This window comes from Halorubrum rutilum, assembly GCF_024494565.1.
The window spans coordinates 172,897-194,232 of the sequence record NZ_JANHDN010000006.1 but is presented as its reverse complement, the minus strand read 5'-3'; the positions used below and the strand labels follow the sequence as shown (position 1 = coordinate 194,232).

The following is a 21,336-nucleotide window of genomic DNA, read 5'->3' as shown; positions in this document are numbered from 1 at the left end:
GTCTCCGTAAGGTAATTCAAAAGAGTAGTCATATTACATTCCAATTCTCATCTAGATGTGTGTATCATGGGACTCGGGAACTGAGGTGTGATCCGTGTTAGTTGCAGCCGGGATCACTGCCTTTGGGCTCCTGTTAGTCGGAGTCATCTCTCAGCTGTTCGGGTACCGACTGGGCGGCACGATCGCCATTCCCGTGCTGGCAGTCTATACCCTCAAAAACGCCTGGATGCTTCCGATCTTTGTACTGAGTACCATCCTCGCGTACCTCGGTCTGCGGATCGTAAAGCAACGAACGCTACTTTACGGTCGGGATGAACTGCTCGTCGCGATGGGGATCGGAAGCGGCGTTCCACTACTACTGCTCGTGGGGTTCGGATCGTTGTTCCCGGAGTCACTCCGGTCGGTTGTGTTCATCGGGAGTATTTTGCCCGGCCTTGCAGCGTACAACTACCACCAACTCAAACCAGAGTACCGAATCCACGATCTGCTCACGGCAGCTGGACTCTACGCTGGGCTGGTGGCCTGTGGCTGGCTGCTCATCACGCCCGAGCTGGCGACGACAGTAGGGGAGGTGACACCGCCAGCGCTCTACACAACGACGACCGACGTGGCGGTGTACAAGAATGCAGCCCTCCAGACCGAGCTTGAGCCGACAATCCTGGCTCGACCGGTTGCGGTGGGGCTTTTTGTGCTCGGGCTCTTCGTTTCTGAACGCGTCCGCGGGCGCTACGGGCTCCGGATGGGCCTGATCGCTCTCCCACTCCTAGCGATCTATGCACTTGCGAGCAAATGGCTTGTCCTGCTGTACGTAGTGATGCTTGGCCTCTCGTTCGGTTTCCTCTCGCTTGTCCATTACGTCACGCTCCTGTACGGACGTGTCCTGATTTCGACCACCACGGCGTTCGCGCTCATCGCAGCGATCCCCATCACGCTGCTGCTCCCGATCACACGTGGGCTATCAGCGTACTTCGTTGCGATTCTCGCGGGCATTGGCGCGTATAATTGGCACACAGCTCCGGGGCCGAAACGCAGGCTCTTCATCCCGTTACAGCTCGGCACCTTCGCCGTAATGTTGCCGCTCGCCCGAGCGACGGGTCGCATCCTTCCACGGGGATTCCCTCAGCGGTTTGGGGTTCCACAACTCGCTGCGAGTGTGTTCGTCGCAGTCGTCTGTCTGGCGATCGTCGAGTATTACACAGTCTACCAGCCGTCGCACGACGACGTGTTCGAGTCGTCGATCCTCTCGGGCGGTGATCAAGAATGAACGAACAGGGGATGTTCGAAGTGGTGCGGAGTGAGGAAGGATGGCACTGGCGGCTTAGTGACGCCGAAGTGTGTTTAGCGATCGGAACAGACCGATATGACATGTCACGAGCGGCACGGCAGCGAATCGATCGGGTTCGCGACGCGGCGGCAGAACTCGAATCGCTCGACACCGACGAGTTCGAATACGTCGATACACCGTCGGCCGACGGGGGACCGACGCTTCGGGTTCGAGGTGACGAGTCACTCGAGATCTTCGACTGGACGCTTGAAGCCGATGGCGAGACACTCGCCGTTCCGAACTTCACCTACACCGAGCGAGCGAACGCTCGCGAAGCGATGCGGCGGTTCCGGCATCTCGCAACGGGAGCGATTCCGGTGTATTTCGTCGGCACGGAAGACGACGCTGTCGAACATGACCCGTTCGAGGTCGGGATGTCAACCATCCGTGGTGCGTCCTCATTATTAACTCGCGGACGACAACACCGTCAGTTCCTCCAGAATATCGACACGCGGATCGTGGTGTCGGGCATCCGCGGGAAGTCGTCGACGGTCAAGCGTCTCGATGACGTGTTCCGGCGGCGAGGCTACGACACCCTAACGAAGATTACTGGCAACCATCCACTGTTGATCCGCAACGGGAACGTCATCCCAATCGAACGGACGGGGGCGTACACGACGTTGTACGAGAATATCAACGTCTTACAGGAGTTCGGCCCGCAACTGGAGTCGTACACGCCAGAGGATGTCGGCATCTTCGAGAATCAGGGGATCACTGAGTATACGACGCGGCTGATCAACAAGCGGTTCATCAAGCCCCACGTCGTCGTCATCGCGAACGTACGACAGGATCATCAGGACACGCTGGGCAAGACCATCCGAGACCTCGCGCGGGCGTTCGCACGGACAATCCCACCCGGAACGAAGGTTGTCAACGGCGAACAGAATCCCGTCCTCGCCGAGTACATGCGCGACGAGATCGAACAGCAGGGTGGTGAGATGCGGCAGGTGACGATCCCGGACGATCAGCAGGGCCGGATCGGAGCCGAAACCGTCTACGCAGTCAACGACGTGTTGCGGTGGTTGGATATGGACCCAGTACCAGAGGAACAGCTGAACGCGTATCTGGATGCGATCCAGCCACGCTGGATTCGCCTCCCAAACGGCCGCATTTTTAACGGGGCTGAAATCAACGACATCGAGAGTACGGAGGCGATTCGACAGTCACTGGCTGGCGATAGCCACGTCCTGCCGTTCGTCTACCTTCGTGCCGACCGTCGGAGCCGCACCGCCTCGTTCGCCAAGTATCTGAATACACTGGCCGAACGCGACCTGATCGAACGAGCGCGTGCTGGTGGCGCGTTCACTGGCGTGTTTGCTTCGAATGTTGATGTCCCCGTGACCGAACACAGTCGCGACGAAGACGCCGGCGACGTGCTCGACGATATGCTTGAGGAGGGGTATCCGGTGTTGACGATGGGGAATACGGTTGATGACTTTATGCGTGATTTAGAGGACCAGATAGTGACGCGAGCGAAGAAAGTCGCCATTAAGGAAGCTGACTGAGCGTTTCCGAGACTCCTGTTCTGCATCCTCGGGTAACGTATGAGCTACTGAGTGTCACAGACCGGAGCGAATAGCTGTAGTATCGATGTCAGTCAATTTCCAATATAATAAGGTCCAGTACAGAGTTCACACGACAGCCTGAGAATTTAAACAGACGGGTACATGAGACCGCGCCTCTCATGAGCCGCTATAAGAGCCCGACCGCGACGGCGTACGCGAGCGCGAACGACAGGCCGAACGACCCGGCCCACGCCCCGACCGTCACGAGGATCTTCCGCGCGTCGACCGCGTCCCGCCCGCCCACCGCGGCGCCGCTCCCGATGATCGCGCTGACGACGATCTCGTTGAACGAGACCGGCACGCCGAGCAGCACCGCCAGCTGGGCGATCAGGAACGACGGGACGAGCGCAGAAATGGAGCGCCGCGGCCCGAGCGACGAGTAGTCTTGGGCGAGCGACTTAATCATGCGCGGCGCGCCCGTCCACGACCCGACGAGCATCCCCAGCCCGCCGCCGACGAGGACGGCGAACGCCGAGACCGCCCGCAGCTCGTCGATCAGCGGGAGCAGCGGTCCGACGGCGAGCCCGACCTGACTCCCGCCCGCGGAGAACGCCACCAGCGACCCGAGCGCGAGCAGCACGCGCCGCAGACCCCGCTCCTCGTCGCGTCCCACGTCCCACCAGACGACGGCCGCGATCGCCAGCCCCGCGGCGGCGGTGACGGCGACCCCCCACGCGACGCCGTCGACCCCCAGCGCGCGCTGTGCGAGACCGCGGAGGGTGCCCGGCGCGCTCCCGGCGCCGAGGAAGCCGAACTCAACGTTCGCGAGGACGGCGGCGACGAGTCCGGCGAGCGCCGGAACGCAGCACCGCTCCGGCGCGTCGGGACGCGGGAGCACGCTCGCGATCCCGAACGCGACGCCGCCGCCGACCACCGGCGTCAACAGCCAGACCGCGGCGACCTGTCGGTACTTCGGCCAGACCGGCGTCCCGCCGAGCGCCAGGCCGACGCCGATGACGGCGCCGGTCACGGTGAACGCGGTCGCGATCGGGATCCCGGTCGTGATACCGACCGCCATGAGCCCCGCGCCGAGGACGAGGACGAGGATCACGCCGGCGACGGGGAGGTCGATACCGCCCACGAGGCCGCTTCCGACGGCCTCCGAGACGTTGCCGCCCTGCGTGACGGCGCCGGCGAAGCCGAAGACGCCCACCAGCAGGGCGGCGCGCATCGTCCCGATGGCGTTCGCGCCGACGGCGGGGGCGAACGGCGTCGCGCCGCTCGATCCGGCGCCGATGACCCACGCCATGAACAGGCTGGCGAGCGCCGCGCCGACGAAGAGGACGAGGAGAGCGGGGTCCATACGGCGGGCGTGTCAGTCCGCGCCCGCCGGGGCGGCGTTGGGGGCCCGGCTCCGGCTCCGCCAGTACCCCTGCGCGTACGCGCCGACGAACATGCCGCCGAGCGCCCAGAGGATCGCGACGTTGCCGACGCCGAGGCTGGCGTACGCGGCACCCGGACAGATGCCGGAGAGCCCCCAGCCGACGCCGAAGACGGCACCGCCGACGAGGACGTTCCGGTCGAACGGCTTCAGCCGGCGCTCGTACGGGCTCCCCGTGAGGGGCGCGGCGTCCCGGATCCGGGGCAGCAGCGCGAACGCGATCCCGGAGACGATCGCAGCCCCGAACATGACGAACGGGAGGCCGAGGTCGTCGAACAGGAGGAAGTTCACCACGACCTCCGGCCGCGCCATGTGGCTGAACCCGAGCCCGAACCCAAAGATCAGCCCCCCGACGAACACCAGCGGCTTGAACAGGGGATGTCGGTCCGCCATCTACGGACTCACCCCCAGCGCGGCGACGACCTGCGCGGTCCCGATCGCCACGGTCAGGAACGTCGCGACGCCGACCAGCGACGTCTTCGACGCCGAACCGACACCACAGACGCCGTGTCCAGACGTACACCCCTTCCCGACGCGGGTCCCAATACCGACGAGGATACCGCCGAGGAACAGCCGCCACGGCTGGATCTCCGTCGTCCACAGCGTCACGCCGGCGACCTCGTAGAGCCGGCCGGTCGTTCCGGGCTCGTACAGCGAGGTCGTGACCACGCCGGACTGGACCGTCGCCGCGAACGCGAGCGCACCCAGGACGATCCCGGCCGTGAACACGACCCGCCAATCTCGCGAGCCGACGTACCGCTGGAAGCGGGATTGATCGGAGACGTACGACAGCGTCGACTCTAAGAACGTGCTCGCTCCGGCCGGGATTCCCGTCCCGACGTAGATCAGGACGGTGCCGAGCCCGACGAGGAGTCCGCCAACGGCGTACCGGCTGATACCGTTGGGGAACAGTTCGGCGACAGCCTGTAGCAGTACTGGGTCAGCAACCATGTGCGTCGTCAGTCACCCGCGAGCGAGTCCTGACTGGCGGCGCAGTTGTTCGGCCCGAGCTCTAAGGTGAACGCCTCCTCGTCGTCGACGGCGTGCTGCCCGAGGTTCGTCGCGATGATGTCCTCGTAGTTGGCCGGTCGCGGCGGCATGTCCGAGAGAATCAGGTCGACGAACTCCTGTTCGTCGGTCGTGAGTGCGTCCATCTCCGCGACGAGCTCGCCGACCGGTGCCGTGTAGGTGCCGTCGGTGGCGGGTTCAGCCGCGTCGCTGAAGTGCGCGCCGCCGATCAGGGTGTCGTCGGGTAGCGTCAGCACGCGCTCTTGGAGCGACTCGTACAGCATGCGCGCCGCGTCGGGGGCGCCCTCATCGCCCTCTTCGAGGTCGGGGCGGGCGACGCTCTCGACGAACAGCCCGTCGCCGGTCGCGAGCAGGCTCTCGTCGACGAGGTAGGATGTCATTCCGGTCGTGTGGCCGGGGGTGTAGACGGCCTCGATGGTGGCGTCGCCGACTTCGAACGCGTCGCCGTCTTCAGCCGTGGTCAGCTCGTCGGCGTAGGTGACGCCCCGGTCGACGGCGGCCTCGGGGATGACGCCTTCGACGCCTTTCTCGTCAAGGTCGCGCACGCCCGAGATGTGGTCGGCGTGGACGTGCGTGTCGATGGCGTACGTCAGGTCGACGCCGAAGTCGTCCGCGTCGTCGAGGTACCGGTCGGTGAACACGCGCAGCGGGTCGATGATCGCGGCCTCGCCGCCATCGTAGAGGAGGTAGCCGAGGCAGCCCGAGGAGGGGCGCTGGTACTGGAGGAGCGTGCCGGCGCCGTCGTAGCGCTCGACCTCGACGGCCTCGTAGATGCTTGCCCAGCCGTTCATCCCGTCTTCGAGGTGGTCGACGTCGTAGCCGCGCTCCGCGAGCGCGCCCGCGACGTACTCGCTGGCGCCGCCCTTCGCGCAGAGGACGGTCACCTCGCGGTCGTCGGGGATCCGATCGAGGACGTCGTCGTCGATCTCGTCGTCGAGGAACTCGAAGTACGGGACGTTGATCGACGTGACGTTCTCGCCGTCGATGCGCCACTCCTCGTAGTCCGACTGCATACGCGCGTCGAGGATCGTCACGTCCTCACCGGCGTCGATTCGATGGTTGAGCGAGTCCGGGTCGACGGAGTCGACGTCGACGTCCGGAGTCGGAAAGTCGTCGGCATTCATATTTCGCAGTCGTTTCTACCGGGTCGACGCACAAAAGCATTTTCATAGTATTTCCTCTTCTAAACAATACTACTGTCGGCTGTGGGTGTCAGATACTCTCCTACTGTATCTTATTCGGTTTATAGCGTGCCTGAATACGTTTTGCGTTATATGGTAGTTGGCGCCCTTCACAAGAACCAACAATCTTTTATCTTGCTGGAGGGTATTGTGCGATAGCTCCAATACACACGACCGGAGCAGATACACAATGAGTTCCAAATTCGACATCGCGGAGACACTCGACGTGAAAGGCGCATCGTGTCCCATGCCAGTGGTGAAGACGAAGTCCGCCATCGACGGCCTCGACGCGGGTGAGATCCTCGAAGTGCTGGCGACCGATCCCGGCAGCGTGAGCGACATCGACGGCTGGGCAGACGGCACCGCGGGGGTCGAGCTCGTCGACCAGACGGAAGGCGACGACGTGTACAAACACTACGTCCGCAAGACCGAGTAACGATGGGTACGGACACATCCGACGTGGCCGCGGAGACGTCACCCGAGGACGTGCCGGCCGACGACGCCCCCTCCCGCGCAGAGCTGGCCGCGCGTGTCGACGAGCTCGAGGACGCGCTCGCCGAGGCCACCGACGAGGACGGCGGCAAGAAGATGAGCATCATCGCCACGAAGGGGACGCTCGACATGGCGTACCCGCCGCTCATCCTCGCCAGCACCGCGGCCGCGTTCGGCTACGAGGTGACTGTCTTCCACACGTTCTGGGGGCTCGATATCCTCCACGAGAAGCGCTCGAAGAACCTCAAGCTCAGCTCCGTCGGCAACCCCAACATGCCCGTTCCCAACGCCATCGCCGCGCTCCCCGGAATGGACCGTGTGACGACGCGGCTGATGGAAAAGCGGATCGCAGACAACGACACCGCCACGATCGAGGAGCTCCTCGAGACGAGCCTCGACATGGGCGTGGAGTTCCAGGCCTGTCAGATGACCATCGACCTGATGGACTACAACGAGGACGACTTCTATGACGGCGTCACGACCGGCGTCGGCGCCGCCACCGCCCTGCAGGACATGGCCGACGCCGACATCCAGCTCCTCGTCTAAACTCTAATGAACAAACTCAGGAGTCCAATTCCCCAGATTATTGATGCCGTCGCGGAGACAGAGGGCGTCGAGCCGGTCACACTCGATCCCCCGCTAGCCGAGGTCATCGATCCGGATGCAGTAGAACGGTTAGTCGAGAATTCAACGGCGTCTGACCTCGAAATTCGATTCGCGTATCGTGGTCACGACGTAGTCGTTGACGACAGCGGTCGCGTCAGGTCCACTCCGATTCGAGTGCGTCCAGCAACCGCCCGACCTCAGCATGGGTGTTAACCGCGTGGACCGATGCGCGGACGGCGTCCGGCGTCGGCACGGCACGAACGACAATTCCCTCCGACGCGAGTCGAGCGACGGTCGCTTCGGGATCGTCCACGTCGATTGTCACGAGTCCTGACTCGGGGTCTGCAGGACTGAGAAGGCGGTCGTTGGGAACTTCATTGGCCAACTGGCCGGCCAATTCCTGAATTCGGGCAGCGATACGGTCGACTCCAACTTCGTTGATCGCCTCGATGGCTTCCGCCAAGGCGACGTGTGGAGCCGGGTTCGCCGAGCCGACCTCGAATCGGTGGGCGCCAGCTGCGAACTCGTAGGAATCTGCAGTCGGCGTCTCGACGCTTCGGTACCCAACTGTGGTGGGTAGGAGGGAGTCAGCAGCTGTCCGGTCAACATAGAGGAAGCCGCCGCCCCACAGCCCGAGGAGCCACTTGTGGCCGGCCGCCGCGACGGCGTCTGCCCCCCAGTCGCCGACGTTCATCGGGAGTTGTCCAGGCACTTGGACAGCGTCAACAAGTGTGAACGCGCCGGCCTCGCGAGCGATATCGACGAGGTCGGCGACGGGCAACTGGGTGCCGTGCGTCCACGTCACAGCACTGAAACAGGCCAGGCGCGCGTCGGCGACAGCCTCGGCGAATGCGTCGAGATCGACACGACCGCTCTCCGTCTCGACGACGCGAACCTCGACGCCCTGCTGTTCCAAGCGTTGCCACGGAAGCGTCCCGGCCGGGTGCTCAAGGTCGGTTCGAACCACGGTATCCCCGGGCTCCCAGTCGATGGCGGTCGCGACAGCGTTGATGCCCGCAGTCGTGCTCTCCGTGAGCGCAATCTCATCGTCGTCCGCACCGACGAAGGTGGCGACGCGCTCCCGCATGCGATCATAGGTGTCGAACGCCACCTCATACGGGTCGTTTCGCGTGCTCGTTTCGTACTCGTGTGACCGTACGAACTCGTCAGCAGCCTCGACGACGTACTGTGGACTCGGCCCGTGGGCACCGAAGTTCAGGTAGACGTCCTCATGCAGGGCGGGCGTGTCGGCGCGAAGTTCTCTCGGGTTCATCTCGTTGTCGGTGAGTTAGTCGTGGTACTGGGCGATCAGATCCCGGAGTGTCTGTTCGTTCTGGCCACCGCGAAGCTGTTTCACCGGTTGCCCGTCGACAAAGAGGACGAACGTGGGCGTGCTCTGGGCACCGAACTCGATGGCCGTTTCGAGATTCGATTCGATGTTGATCGTCAGGATCGTTGCGTCGGTGTCTTCGGCGAGTGCTTTGAGGACCGGCTTCATTCGTTTGCAGGTGCCACACCACTCAGTGTAGAATTCCACAAGCGCGACGCTGCTGTCTTCGACGACCGTTTCGAGGTCGTCGTCATCGAGCGAGATCACGCGGTCCGTCTCCGCTGTCTGTGTTGCCATTACGAGACTCTACGCATCGGATGTTTAATATTCTTGGGTCTACTACACAATACAATACAGTGCGGTCACTCCCCGTCTACATCGACTGAGAGAGTGGCCCGACTCGGGAAGAGCGGTTAGTGTGACTTCTCCGTAGATTGCGCACGGCCAAGCGCGCCTGCAAGTGCCAGCAGATAGCCCAACCCGTATTGAACATCCGGATTCCGCAATCCGCGAACCAGGCCGACAGCACCGACCTGCTCGGGCGATTCCCGTTCCGCTTCACCGACACTCTCTAGTAGCGTCTCAATGCCGTCACGGGTGTCGTCATCGGACGCCGCCTGCGTGAACTCGCCGAGCACGGCGCCGGTACCGGCCAGCGACGTGACCATCTCATCGTCGAGTGCTGCGGTCACCAGCGAACCAACTTCCGCGAGCTCAGCCAGTTCGTCGAGCGTCCCGCTCCGCTGGAGCGTGAGCACCGTGTCGAGTGCCTCCTGCAGTTCATTACCGTTTTCCCCGACCGTTTCGGCCAGCGCCACGGTCTCGTCGGTCGCCAGCCCGTCGGCGGATTCCGCCAGCATCGACCCCGTGGCCGAGAGCTCCCGGACCATCTCGTCGTCAAGGGCGCTCTCGCCCAGCGAGAGCACGTCCAGTAGCTCGTTGACGGCGTCGAGGTGCTCCACTAACTCGGCGACGGCCTCGGGATTCCGTTCAATTGCCGCTTCCAGCTCGGACGGTGCAGGGTTCTGTGGTTCAGACATAATCAGAGCAGTCCTCGTGCAGTCAGCCAGTAGGACTCGTTGTACGCCAGCTTCGACCAGTGGAGTTTCTCCGAGGGCGGCGCCGGTGCCGGCGGATTCTCGTAATCGAACTCGACGAACGACGCCGCGTCCATCCCCGTCTCGATGAAACACAGCGTCTTTCCGTCGTAGGTTGCGGTCGCCGGACGGCCGCGGATCTCGCTAGCGAGGCGCTGCCCGACGACGCCGGCCTGGTAGTGGGCGACGCTGCCCGCGTTTGGGACACCGGTGTCGGCGGTATCACCGAGTGCGTAGACGTTCTCAGCGGCCTCGGCTTCTAGAGTGTGCTTGTCGACCTCAACCCAGCCGTCGTCACCGAGCCCCGCCTTCTTAATCAGGTCGACGCCGCCGTGGGGTGGGATCGTCACGAGGAGGTCGTAGTCGAGTTTAACCCCTTCCACCGACGTGATAGTCTCCGCCCCGGGATCGATCGACTCGGCGTTGAAGGATGTCTCCATCTTGATATCACGTTCCTCCATGATGGGACGGGCCCACTCGGCGATATGCGGGTTGCCGTGGACGCGGTGGATCGGATACGTATACGTGATATCGATGTCTTCGCGGAGGCCGCGCTCGCGGAGCCAGTCGTCGGCCATGAACACGAACTCTAGTGGTGCCGCCGGACACATGTGCGGCGTGCCGATGACGCTCAGCACAAGTTCTCCCTGTGTGAATGAAAGTAATTGCTCTCTGAGATTAATCGCGCCAGACTCGCTGTAGTAGTCGTGTCCTCCCTCCACAAGGCCAGGAATCTGTTCCGGCTCTATCGTCGATCCGGTCGCCAGCACGAGATAGTCGTACTCTGTTGACGACCCATCTGCAAACCTGAGCCGCTTGGAATCCGTATCGATATCGGTCACGCGGTCAATCTGTATGTCAATGGTACCGTCAACGAGGGTGTCGAGGCGACGGCGTCCATCAGCCGGCTCTCGCTGGCCAAACGGGACATATAGCCAGACCGGCTTATACACCTGCTCAGGGCCGTCGTTGACGAGAGTGATCTGGACATTCCCAGCCTCGAGTTCGGGCTTGAGACGATCAGCGAGATCGTTCGCGAGTACCGATCCGCCGGTTCCGCCGCCGACAATGACAATACGGTCCGTCATGCTTTCTCCACGTAAAATGCATTGTGGTCAGCATGCTCTTCAACAGTCAACAGCTCGTTGTCCGTTTCACCGATCCACTCAGAGACATCGGTGAGTGACTGATTGCTGTCACTTAGCAAGCGGATCATGTCTCCTAACTCGGAATTCCGAATTTTACCAATGAGGCCCATTAGTGGGCCAGGACATGCTGCACCTCTCGCGTCGACGGCGTAGTCGAGCTCAATATTGGTCATAGATGTCTCACAAGTGGTATTTGGAACTACTGTGTATTGATATTGTGTGTAAATTCCAAGATTCTAAAAATACGGTCGGCTAAGATAGGTTATTCGGCAGTCGGAATTTGCTCGGTGGCATCTTTATTCTCAGAGACAGACGATCTGAGCGTCAATACGGCGGGGAGGATACCGAAGGCGGTCGCGAGCGACAGCCCAATCGCCAACACGGTTGTCACCCCGAAGTTTGCAAGCACCGGGAATCGCGAGACGATTAGGATACCGAATCCAAAGATCGTGGTGAAACTAGACCCAATAATCGGCCTAGAGAGCTTGGCGACCGATGTGGCCGCAGCCCCAAGCGGCGGTCGGTCATGAGTCTCCGTTTCGAAGACAAACCGCTCGTAAATGTGGATTCCATATGTCACGCCGATTCCGAGCGTGAGTGACGACATCGTGATAGTGAGGGGATTCCACGGGACAGAGAGCAGGTACATTCCTCCGGCGACAAGGAGCGCCGCACTGCCAGCGACACTGATGACAATGATCGCGGACACTCGAACTGACCGGAACGCAAACGAAAGGAACACGAATCCGAGCGCGAACGAGATAATGGTCATCGGTGTCAGACCTGCCGTAACGTTCTCGATTACGTTCCGATTAAGAACTGGTTTCCCAGTGATGCGAACGTCATGGGCACCGGTCAGCGCAAGATCTGCATTCCCGTCAAACTCGTCGATTAGCGTTCGGACCTCCTCGCCTTCCACGTCATCAACGTAGAAAGTCAGGAGGACGCGTGACGGCGTCTCCGTTGGATCTCGAACGGCCATCATCCCCGACCCAGTTTGTTGTGCCAACGTCGTGTCGAGTTGGTTGCGAGTTTTTGGGATCGAGCCATCATTGGCCATCTGGACAGCCAACACTGGACTTTGAACCGCATTCACCTGGTTGTTTGCCAGCATGAGCTGTTGATATCTAGCCAACTCACGGAATGTTTCCGGTGAATATGCCTTCTCGGCACTAATACTGACATACATTACCTTCGGACTGTCGACGGTGTCAGACAGCCGATCCATATCGTTCTTCGCGTCAAGGTCCTGAGGCCAGAAGTCCATCATCTCCTGGTTCGGTTCCACCTGTGGGTACGCATACGCGCCACCGGTGACCAACAGGAGGGCGACGAACAGCGTCAGAAGCGGTCGTCCCCCGGTGACGATGCTGGTAAACCGTTCGGAGCCGGTCTCTAGCCAATCGTTCGAGGTTGAGGTCGCGTCGTCCGAGCTCTGTTGAGAATACCCATCGCGATCGAAGCGGACGAGGAGCGCAGGGAGGAGCGTAACCGACAGCGCCATTGACGCCAACACAGCGGTCGCGCTCGTTATCCCAAACTGTCGGACAGGAGGCACGCTTGACACTAGGAGAGACCCCAGTCCGATTACAGTCGCACCCATGGCAATAAGTAGGGCACGGCCTGTAGTTCGCGTGGCGACCGCTGCAGCAGTTTCCGGCGAACACCCAGCCTCGCGCTCCTCGACGTACCGCGAGTGGATCTGCAGCCCATAGTCGATTCCTAGCCCGAGCGCGATGGGCATAACGCCGAGCATAATCGCGTTGAAATTGAATCCGAACACACCCATCGCACCGATCATGTACAACAGCGCGATCATCGCCGTACCAAGTGGAAGGAACACATGCCAGCCCCGCTCCACTTTCGCGCGCATCACCAGGTAGACTACAGTGAAAATGAGCGCGAACGCCCCGGCGAACAGAGTGATCATCTCAGGCAACATGAGTCCAAACGCGGCGTTCTCGAAGACAGGTTGTCCGGTGATAGTGGTCGTCATGCCGGGCGGTAACGGTGCGAGATCGGTCTCTGTCTGTACCCTGTTGTAAATGATGTCAGAGTCCCGCTGTGGGAGGAACGCACCCCTGTCGAACGTATCGACATTACCGTAGCTCGCGAGGATGATCGTCGTGCCGGACTCAGGCTCCAGCCGATCAACCATTGCGGCCGACTCTGGACCCTGTCCGCGCACCCTCGTGATCGCCCGTTCGACTCCCGCTTCGGTCTGTGGGATCTCGCCGCCGTTCCCTTGACGAACGACATCTGCCAATGAAGTGACCGTGGTCGTCTCGTCGATGTTTTCGGTGTATCGCCTGTCGAGCCTGTTGATCGCTCGGATCGTCTCGGGGTCGTGAAGCTCGCCGGACTCCACGATGACGAACACGTTGTTGCCCGTTTCGAAGTCCTCTTTGAGCGTCTCCCAGTCGGTTGCCGTCTGGGAGTCGTCCTCAACGTACAGGGTCATTCCCATGCTCATCTGGATCCCCGCAACCCCGACACTGACCGCGATGAGCGCTGTCACAAGCACGACGACGATCGTCTTGAGCTGATTTCGCGCAGCGTACCGCCCCGCGTGTTCTAATCCATCTTGGATCCGTTCTCCCGCGTTCATTTACCCGAGGTACTGCCGCAGTCGGTCGCGCTTGAACACGATCCCAGCCCCGAGCAGGACCGGCACGCCGATTGCTGTCAGGACGAGTGGAGTTGAGGGCCCGCTCGGCTCAGTCACTTCGACCGTAGCTGGCCGGATATCGGAGACGACCGTCTCATCGAACGGGTTGTCGTACTTGATCGTGGTATCAAGGGTGTAGGATTTCGGCGTTGCCGCCTCACCCGCCGTGAGCGTGTACGAGACTGTCGCCCGCTCGCCCGGTGACAGCTCGCCGATGTACGCCGTATCGTCATCGGTCTCAAACGGTGAGTCTGCGTTGATTCGAACGACTGCATCTTTGAAGCCACTCTCGCCAGTATTCTCGACGGTTAATTCAATCCGCTCGGTCGCGCCCGCCTCGATTTGGGCGGTGTCGACCACGGTGAACTGCCGCTCAGGGCCGACCGAGACATCTGCAGTCAACGGGTCGCTGCGGATGGTGTTTCCGTAGTCGTCATCGTGCGCGACGGTAATCGGGAGCGAGTACGACTGCGCGAGTGCGCGGTCAGACACCTCCATTTTGACCTCGGTAGTCGCCGACTCGCCGGGTTCAAGCGTCCCGAGCTGTCCACCATTCGACAGCGGAGCAAACGGTTGATTCGGCTCGGCGAACACGCGTGCGTTCGTCGCGGCGACATCGCCCGTATTCGTCACAGTAACGCGCGCTGCCCCGGTCGAATCGACGTAGAGCGAACGCGATTCGACTGACACGTTGTACTGCGGGCCCTCTGCCACGCCGACGCTCCCGTATCGGATCGAGGATTCACTTGGCTGTCCATTCGCGTCCTCGTATGCCGCACGGAACCCGACGGCGTACGACCCGGCAGATTCAACTCCACGGACTACGGTCTGGAAAGTGGCGTTGCGCGTGTCACCGGGGGCGACGGTACCGAGTGCGGCCCGGTTACTCTGCGGTTCGAAGTGGTGTGAGCCGACGAGCGAGAGCGTCGCATCGGACATCGCCTCGCTGCCGGTATTACGCACAGTCACCGCAACATCGCCCTCGGCATTTTTGTAGAGGCCGTCGCCGCGCACATCGACGACCGTCAGTTGGCCGTGCGGCTCAACGCGAATTGTAACGCTTGTCTCTTCAGTTCCGGTGTTCCGGTTGACGGTATAGTCGTCTCTGTCGACGAAGATATCACGGATGTACGAAAACTCGAGATCCATTGGCACCGTGTACGTCCCCGGCTCAGCCGACTCATCCACCTCGATGGTGAGTGGAACCCGCGTGGTACTGCCAGTTCGCACCGTTCCGACACTCTGTTTTCCCATCTTCAGGTCAAGGGGGATCCCCTCGTCGTCGTACGCAACGGTCGTCCCAGTCGCAGCTCCGATTTGGACTCCGTGTGCCTGAACGACTCGTGAGACGTCCTCTATCGCCCGATCGGAGTCAGTAACTCCATCGTGGCGGTTCTGAACTGCAATCGTCAACGTCGTGGTCTCGCCCGGCGTTACGGTGTTACTTCCAGCAACTGTCGCGTCGAGTTCTGGAACGGACTCCTCACTGAATCGCTCTGCGGCAGTTCCTGAGATACCGACTCCCAATGAGCTGATGAGTAGCAGTACGATTCCCACGACGGCTAGCTTTCGAATCAACCCAGCTGAACTGTATTTCATGTCGTGTGCAAATTACACAATTCTATCTCAAAAGCGTTTGGATCTGGTTGTCAATAGTTAGTGCTATATTGAGGTAGATCTCCGGCTTACCAGCCTTCGGAGTCGATGCTGCATTGTAGGCATGCGCATAGCCACATTTTCATGGAATATCTTAAATTTCTAATACAAATGCCTCGGAGTTTGATTCTGAGTGGATCGCAACCATAGCCAGATACGAAGCAAGCGACTGCTCGGATAACTCCGCAGAAATCGGCGGTATCAGATTTCTCTGCTACATTCAGTGGCGCTGTCAAAACAGTTTTGAGAAGGGTCCTTTACACAGAAGGAGAGGGGCCGGAATCACCAGAAAGATCGATCCAATACAGCGACAACGGAGAGGAAAAATCGCTTCATCAAATAGTATGACCTCCATAGCATCACCGGATTCAACAGGCAAAACAAACGGATATATGCGCTCGGTGAGCCAAGATTCGTCAGAGCCATATTGTGTATAATATAAAATTGTGCTCCTGTGTTCATTTGTGTGGTTCGCGAGGGGAGAGGATACGGCAAGTGCGACAGCGAATATACGTAACACAAACATCAACGAGGGCAATCTCTTCTCTCTAAAAACACTCCTCACTGTTGATATCCTCGCGAGTGTGGTCAGCCTTATCTCACTGAATATTTTCTCAATCGTGATCGCAGCGCTCGGAAGCGTCGTCGCGATGGTGGTCGCGAGCTGTCTCAAACCGCTGACGCCTGCGACGCCGTCTCACGAACGTGATTTTCCTGCTGATGAGCGTTATCCCGCTGTGCATCGCTCTTTAGTCCACGGGTGACGCAGCCATCGTCGGGGAGTCCATCGTCGCCACCCACGCCGTCCTTCCAACGGTCGGTGTCCCGTTCGTGCTGTACACCATCACCGGTGTGCTGGCGAGCGTCATCACCTAAGTCAGCGGCATTGCTGGTGATCCCTGCTGACGTCGATGCGGCCGTCCGGCTGAGCGCCAACAAGCTTGCGTTTCTGATCACGGTGCTGTTTTATTTCGGACATCGATCACGACGCCGGGAGCTACCGGACGAGTCACATGGTATACGGTTTGACAACTACAAGTTCACAGGTTTTCTGTGGGTCGGCCGTCTGCTTCAGGTACTGCTCGCGGTCGTCACCACGGCGGCATTGCCCTCATCTGGGGCGCCTGAAGCCAGGTTTTTTCAGTACTATGACATCCGACAGCCTGTTTTCGTTGGCTACATGTGGCTGTTGTTTACCGGGCCGTCAACCTCTGAGAGTGCTTCCGTTGCAACATCACCCAGTTCCCCGGCCTCAATATGTGAGTACCGCTCTCGAACCATCTCCTCTGAATTGTCAAGGTACCGTGCAGCCACCGTATACCCAAATGCGCGGACAAGTACCTCCCCCATCCCACGTCGACCACCGTGTGGAGCAAGATAATCATGTTTGGGATGGTCGATATCGATCTCTGCGACCTCCGAGAGCCGTTGGAGAATCGACCGTGCGCCGTCCGTTGTAATCGACGGCGGCCGAATATCCTCATCAAGCGCCAGTAGTAGATCGCGAGCGTATTCGTCACGGCGCTCGGTGATTGCTTCCGGGGGTTCTCCGCGGTCTTCGAGCTCATCCTGAACGAGCTCTGCGAGTGTCCGTTGGTCGAACGTTGGAAACACCGGCCAGCGCTCGGTCGGTGGGTCCATCAGCTGGCGGTAGCTCTGCAGCGGCGAGATCACCGGGTCGGGGAGGCTCGCGGCGTCCCACTGCTGTTTCTTGCGGTAGACGTCCATACTCCCGTCATTGAGCGACAGGTCCTCCCAGCGGACGCCGCGTCGGCGCGGGTCGTTCGGATCCCGGAGTAGCTCCCCGACCCGAACGGCGGTGTACGCGAGAACGAACACCAGCGCCCGGTCACGAGCCGCCTTCAGCGCCGCGTAGCGTGCTCGCTGCCTACCAACGGGGTCATTATCCTCCGGGAGTGTCGTGTACGCCTCGACGGCGTCGCGCGCCTGCTCGCTGACGTGACGGGTGAGGGCATGGCGCTGTTCGGACGTCCAGGCCTGCTGGTCGCCGGGCTTGCGGCCGTCGTCCTCCGGTAGCGGCGCCATCGCACTCGCCCGCTGCGCGTAATGCGCTTCGAGATACCCCTCGTTAACACACCAGCCACACCACGCAGAGATATAGCGGTAATAGGTTTGTACCGTGTTCTGCTTGAGTCCCCGGTCTCCTCCGAGATACCGAGCGTACTCCCGGAAGACGCGTTCGTCGAGATCGTCGAAGGTCGGCTCGCGGTTGACGTCGTCGGGGACGATCCCGGTCCAGTCGTCGTCACCGCGGTCGCCAGTAGCCCACTCGGCGAACCGCTCGAGCTCACGGGCTGCGTTCCTGCGGTAGTTCCCGCCGTCGCCGCCGCGGCCCTTCCCCTTGTCTTGGAGATAGCGCTCGAAGGAACTTGTGAGCGGTGTCGTACCATCACGTGCCGATGGGGTGTTCTGGTTCATACGGGTTTGTCACGGGAGCAGGTGGTCGTCCAGAATATCGCTACAATCAATCGGAATCCCCTCCCACGCAGCTTTAACCGCGTTGTATCCGGTCCAGCCCTCACGTTCCAACAGCTCTCCGCACGCTTCGCAGAACTCACGACGCGAAATGAGGTCGTTGTCATAGAGGATATAGAACAGAAATGGCGGTGCTACGACCTGGATATCGCCGTCTCGGTCGTCGACAGCGCGGCGAATCGACCGGCGGCCGGCCGCGTCCATCAAGATGACGTAGTCGACGGCCTCCGGACTCTGTATCACTTCCTGGCGGAGCGATTCCTCGCCGGCGTCTGCACCGTGGGGCCGGGGCACGCTCGTTACCTGAGTAAGCGGCGTCTCGGAGTCCTCGAGTGCATCGAGCGCGGCACCACTCCCGTGATGGAGCCGGTACGGCCGGCTTCCCTCCGGAGCTGTCTCGCGCGTGTTCTCAACGTGCCGCTGTAGTTCCTGTTTGCAGATGTTCGTCGTCGTGAGCCCAATGTGTTCGGTGATTCGGGGCCACAAGGAGCTGTTCGCGGCGGCGATCAGCGCGTCGGTATCGACCAGAATTGGATACCGCTCGGTGCCGCTGGCCATTTAGACGAGGTAGTCGCTGGTGTCGTCCTCAACAGCCTCGCGGAAGGCGTCAATGTCCTCCTGAAGCAGATCGAACTCCTCCCCGAGGAGCACCCGAGCGGCGTCCTCCGAGAGATCCCCCGCCGAATAGCGTTCATAAATCGCGATCTTGTCGTCGTCCGTCATTGTTCGCCGTAGCATCTGGGTGAGCCCCTCGCGTGCGAGTTCGCTGATGTTGATTCCGCCAAGATGGACGGAATCGAGTTCGGTCGCCGCCTCTTTGAGCGGACCAGCGCGGAATTTGATCGTATCGTCGAGCGATTCCTGACTCATAACATGTACCACGCGTGCCAGGGGGATAAGTTGTTCCCCCATGTGTGAACAATTGGGGTATTGGGTGAACTACCTGCTGACCTCGACGGAATCTGTCTTTGGGGCCAAGAAGTCCCACTCGCGAATGACGAATCCGATGATTCGGATACGGCGCTGGAGGTGCTCCCACTCGCGTACGATCTCACGGCGACGGTCTTCTTCGTCAGCGTCCAGGGCTTCCTCTGCAAGTGTCCCACGAAGCTGGTTCGGTGTACTGAACTCCACCTTACGCTCTCTACTGACACAGTCAAGCGGAGCCGGAGCAAACACGGAACCCGGTCTCGGCGGCTCTACCTGGGGGAAGCGCCTTTCTGAGCCGGTTGCAGCATTCGTGGTTCACCGACGGCGGCGGGGTACTTCAAAGTGGTCGTGATTACGAGGATAATCACGACCAACTGCTTTGAGGAACTCAACTCCTGTATTCGACAGCGTGGGACCTTCTAGCGGTGAGATCCTACGATAGAATATATCATAAATTGTATATCGCTATATAATTTTCCAGGTCTGTAGTTCCACAGTTTCGGAGGATAGGCCAGTTTCAGGTCGAATTAGCATCAAGTCGTGGTGATTCTCAGCGGTCGGAGATCGATTTTGAATCCTTACTCTCGAACTACCGGACGAGCGTACGAAATTGCGTGAATTTTGGCGCTGCTGAATACGGTTGTCACTCTTGAGCGGCGGACCCAGCGAGAGCTCAGCCGATTAGTCGTGCGGGATCAACGCCGAGGCAACGAGCTCAACACACTCACCCGCAGTCAACACGGGTGCGTAGTCCATCTCTCCGTCGACACCTGCTTTCAGCAGGAAGTCGGTCAGCCGCCAGATATTGTACAAGAGGACCGCGAACACGAAGTAGAACAAGCGAACGCGGTAGTCTTTCGAGGAGGTCTTGGCGAGAAAGTCACCTTTGATCGATTTGTACTCACTCTCGATCTGCCACCGGCGGCTGTAGCGCTGACAAAAGGTCTCGGCCTCCTCCGGACCGACTCGGAGACTCGTCGCGAAGACGGCCGTTCCCTCCCCACTCGTTGACGGCACGTACAGCAGCCGCATTGGATGCGATCCAGATTCCACATGGACAGAAGCCGACTCAACAGCCACCTCTTGGTCGTCTTCCCCCATTTGTTTGAGTACATCCCGTTCAGAGCTGGAGACTCGCTTCGGAATGAGGTAGTTCACATCGAGGTTTGAGAGCGTCTGAAACACGCGTATCGAATCGAACTCCCGATCACACAGCACTGTCTCGATTGGAACATGCTCTTTCGCTCGTCGAACGAGTCGCCGAACAGTACGATGGATCTGATTGGACGGGTTCTCATCCCACTCAGAACTCTCTCGAACCGGCTCGACAGCTAAGACCAGCGGGATGTTCTGTCCGATGATCGAGAGGGTCGCAAATTTAAACGCTCGACCGTCTCTGTCCTTCGTTCCACTGACCATCGGCATCCCTTCGACATCCCCGTAGTAGGGAATGGTCGTGATATCGATCGCGGCAGTGACTGGCCGGCGGAACGATGCTTCAGAAGCAATCACGGAAAGCAAGCGATCCGTTGTCTCGTTGAAGCCGTCGACGAGCTCGTCAGGATCGAACTGCTTGACGGTGCGAAGGTGGGTATCGCCATGCGGGCTGTAATCCTCGCCACGCCGGTACTGAAAGCGAGTAGCTCCCTGCGTGGCTCCGCACCGAACCATTCCCATGAATGTCTGTAACTCGAAAAATTGCGTGTCCTCGTACGAGGCGTTCGGCGCCCGATCAGAGTCGAAGTGTCCGAAGGCGTGATCACGCGCGAGGCGCGTTGTCTGAACAATCCCCTCCTGTGAGAAGGATTCGTCTTCTACTGAGTCTGTATCTTCTTGCTCATTGTCGACGATCTCTGCCTTAGACCGCACCTCCGGCGCTGAGATGCTGCGATCATGGACTTCTTTGACAACGAAGTGGGCGGCAGCGTGGATGTATTCGTGGGTCGCGTCGTCGAATCGATTTCGCCACGCACGAGAGAATGCTGATTCGTCGGGCACTCGACTGAAGCCGAGGATAGTCGCTACTTCCGGTTGTCGGGTGAGTCGTCGAGTGAAGTTGGCGTATGAGTCACCCGTTATCTCCATGAACACGAACGAGAGAACCATTGCGCGAAAGGAGAGCGGCGCAGGATGCCACGCTGGATACCCGTCTTCGATAGCATCTATCGAATGATCGAGCTTCTCGAACGCGGTGACGAGATCGGTTTCTTTGAGTTTGTTCCGAATAGTAATCCCCAGTTGGTACGCTTCACACAGAGAGCGCATTCACAGACGCTCGTCGCGAGTTGAGTCGTCAGAACAGTGCATGTGATTTCTGAGGCGGTTAACAATAAAGTGGTCTACTTACTCTATCTCTGTCATTTGGATTTTATCGACGAGTGGTCGATCGCTACTCTTGGACCCGATAGTCGATCCGACGTGATTATTAGCAAA

Annotated in this window: 20 protein-coding genes and 1 pseudogene; 5 read left to right on the top strand and 16 right to left on the bottom strand. The window is 60.2% G+C overall.

Translation table 11 applies throughout. From position 1 onward, the window contains the following. Nucleotides 1-94 precede the first annotated feature (94 nt). Together NO900_RS13830 and NO900_RS13825 are read left to right on the top strand one after the other, a co-directional pair. Nucleotides 95-1,264, top strand: coding sequence for a poly-gamma-glutamate biosynthesis protein PgsC/CapC (locus tag NO900_RS13830; protein WP_256409803.1), 1,170 nt, complete (start codon nucleotides 95-97; stop codon nucleotides 1,262-1,264). Further along, the gene (locus tag NO900_RS13825; RefSeq protein ID WP_256409802.1) at nucleotides 1,261-2,829 is read left to right on the top strand and encodes a Mur ligase; all 1,569 of its coding nucleotides are present in this window, start codon (nucleotides 1,261-1,263) and stop codon (nucleotides 2,827-2,829) included. The genes NO900_RS13830 and NO900_RS13825 overlap by 4 nt, the downstream gene beginning before the upstream one ends. A gap of 187 nt (nucleotides 2,830-3,016) precedes the next feature. Here the strand turns inward: NO900_RS13825 and NO900_RS13820 are convergent, their stop codons facing one another. From NO900_RS13820 to NO900_RS13805, 4 genes are read right to left on the bottom strand one after another with little or no spacing between them, the layout of a single operon-like run. Continuing rightward, a complete protein-coding gene (locus NO900_RS13820) occupies nucleotides 3,017-4,192 on the bottom strand; it encodes an inorganic phosphate transporter (protein WP_256409801.1) in 1,176 nt (391 codons plus the stop codon). Nucleotides 4,193-4,204: 12 nt separating this feature from the next. Continuing rightward, nucleotides 4,205-4,663: a YeeE/YedE family protein gene (locus tag NO900_RS13815; RefSeq protein ID WP_256409800.1), complete on the bottom strand. Its 459-nt coding sequence runs from the start codon at nucleotides 4,661-4,663 to the stop codon at nucleotides 4,205-4,207. Continuing rightward, nucleotides 4,664-5,221, bottom strand: a complete 558-nt coding sequence (locus NO900_RS13810) for a YeeE/YedE family protein (protein ID WP_256409799.1) — start codon at nucleotides 5,219-5,221, stop codon at nucleotides 4,664-4,666. A gap of 8 nt (nucleotides 5,222-5,229) precedes the next feature. Then, nucleotides 5,230-6,423 (bottom strand): MBL fold metallo-hydrolase, encoded by a 1,194-nt coding sequence (locus NO900_RS13805; protein ID WP_256409798.1) that lies wholly within the window; start codon nucleotides 6,421-6,423, stop codon nucleotides 5,230-5,232. A gap of 247 nt (nucleotides 6,424-6,670) precedes the next feature. Here NO900_RS13805 and NO900_RS13800 point away from each other — a divergent pair, with 247 nt between their 5' ends. The 3 genes from NO900_RS13800 to NO900_RS17630 are packed head-to-tail and all read left to right on the top strand — an operon-like array spanning nucleotide 6,671 to nucleotide 7,791. Further along, complete coding sequence (locus NO900_RS13800; protein WP_256409797.1) at nucleotides 6,671-6,916, top strand: sulfurtransferase TusA family protein; 246 nt, start codon at nucleotides 6,671-6,673, stop codon at nucleotides 6,914-6,916. A 2-nt stretch (nucleotides 6,917-6,918) separates the two neighbouring features. Next, nucleotides 6,919-7,518 (top strand): DsrE/DsrF/DrsH-like family protein, encoded by a 600-nt coding sequence (locus NO900_RS13795; RefSeq protein ID WP_256409796.1) that lies wholly within the window; start codon nucleotides 6,919-6,921, stop codon nucleotides 7,516-7,518. A 6-nt stretch (nucleotides 7,519-7,524) separates the two neighbouring features. Then, nucleotides 7,525-7,791: a HalOD1 output domain-containing protein gene (locus NO900_RS17630; protein ID WP_379791880.1), complete on the top strand. Its 267-nt coding sequence runs from the start codon at nucleotides 7,525-7,527 to the stop codon at nucleotides 7,789-7,791. On the opposite strand, the gene NO900_RS13790 is transcribed toward NO900_RS17630, so the two are convergent. The 12 genes and pseudogenes from NO900_RS13790 to NO900_RS13735 form a co-directional block, all read right to left on the bottom strand. After that, nucleotides 7,733-8,851, bottom strand: a complete 1,119-nt coding sequence (locus NO900_RS13790) for an aminotransferase class V-fold PLP-dependent enzyme (RefSeq protein WP_256409795.1) — start codon at nucleotides 8,849-8,851, stop codon at nucleotides 7,733-7,735. The two genes, NO900_RS17630 and NO900_RS13790, sit on opposite strands and share 59 nt — an antisense overlap. Nucleotides 8,852-8,866: 15 nt before the next feature. Then, nucleotides 8,867-9,205 (bottom strand): thioredoxin family protein, encoded by a 339-nt coding sequence (locus NO900_RS13785; RefSeq protein WP_256409794.1) that lies wholly within the window; start codon nucleotides 9,203-9,205, stop codon nucleotides 8,867-8,869. A gap of 116 nt (nucleotides 9,206-9,321) precedes the next feature. Beyond that, entirely contained in the window at nucleotides 9,322-9,948 is a 627-nt protein-coding gene (locus NO900_RS13780; RefSeq protein ID WP_256409793.1) for a helical membrane plugin domain-containing protein, read from the bottom strand. Nucleotides 9,949-9,950: 2 nt separating this feature from the next. Beyond that, nucleotides 9,951-11,093, bottom strand: a complete 1,143-nt coding sequence (locus NO900_RS13775) for an NAD(P)/FAD-dependent oxidoreductase (protein WP_256409792.1) — start codon at nucleotides 11,091-11,093, stop codon at nucleotides 9,951-9,953. Then, the gene (locus NO900_RS13770) at nucleotides 11,090-11,326 is read right to left on the bottom strand and encodes a sulfurtransferase TusA family protein (RefSeq protein ID WP_256409791.1); all 237 of its coding nucleotides are present in this window, start codon (nucleotides 11,324-11,326) and stop codon (nucleotides 11,090-11,092) included. The genes NO900_RS13775 and NO900_RS13770 overlap by 4 nt, the downstream gene beginning before the upstream one ends. 89 nt (nucleotides 11,327-11,415) lie before the next feature. Further along, entirely contained in the window at nucleotides 11,416-13,761 is a 2,346-nt protein-coding gene (locus NO900_RS13765) for an efflux RND transporter permease subunit (protein WP_256409790.1), read from the bottom strand. Continuing rightward, nucleotides 13,762-15,420, bottom strand: coding sequence for a COG1361 S-layer family protein (locus NO900_RS13760; protein WP_256409789.1), 1,659 nt, complete (start codon nucleotides 15,418-15,420; stop codon nucleotides 13,762-13,764). Between the two features lie 1,233 nt (nucleotides 15,421-16,653). Then, complete coding sequence (locus NO900_RS13755) at nucleotides 16,654-17,916, bottom strand: tyrosine-type recombinase/integrase (protein WP_256409788.1); 1,263 nt, start codon at nucleotides 17,914-17,916, stop codon at nucleotides 16,654-16,656. A gap of 9 nt (nucleotides 17,917-17,925) precedes the next feature. Next, nucleotides 17,926-18,531 (bottom strand): hypothetical protein, encoded by a 606-nt coding sequence (locus NO900_RS13750; protein ID WP_256409787.1) that lies wholly within the window; start codon nucleotides 18,529-18,531, stop codon nucleotides 17,926-17,928. Beyond that, entirely contained in the window at nucleotides 18,532-18,843 is a 312-nt protein-coding gene (locus tag NO900_RS13745) for a DUF8065 family protein (protein ID WP_256409786.1), read from the bottom strand. A 69-nt stretch (nucleotides 18,844-18,912) separates the two neighbouring features. Beyond that, nucleotides 18,913-19,095 (bottom strand): annotated as a pseudogene (locus tag NO900_RS13740) (DUF7342 family protein); the annotation flags it as partial. Nucleotides 19,096-19,584: 489 nt separating this feature from the next. Then, nucleotides 19,585-21,168 carry a transposase gene (locus NO900_RS13735; RefSeq protein ID WP_256409785.1) on the bottom strand — a complete coding sequence of 528 codons (1,584 nt, stop codon included), beginning with the start codon at nucleotides 21,166-21,168 and terminating at the stop codon, nucleotides 19,585-19,587. Nucleotides 21,169-21,336: the final 168 nt, after the last annotated feature.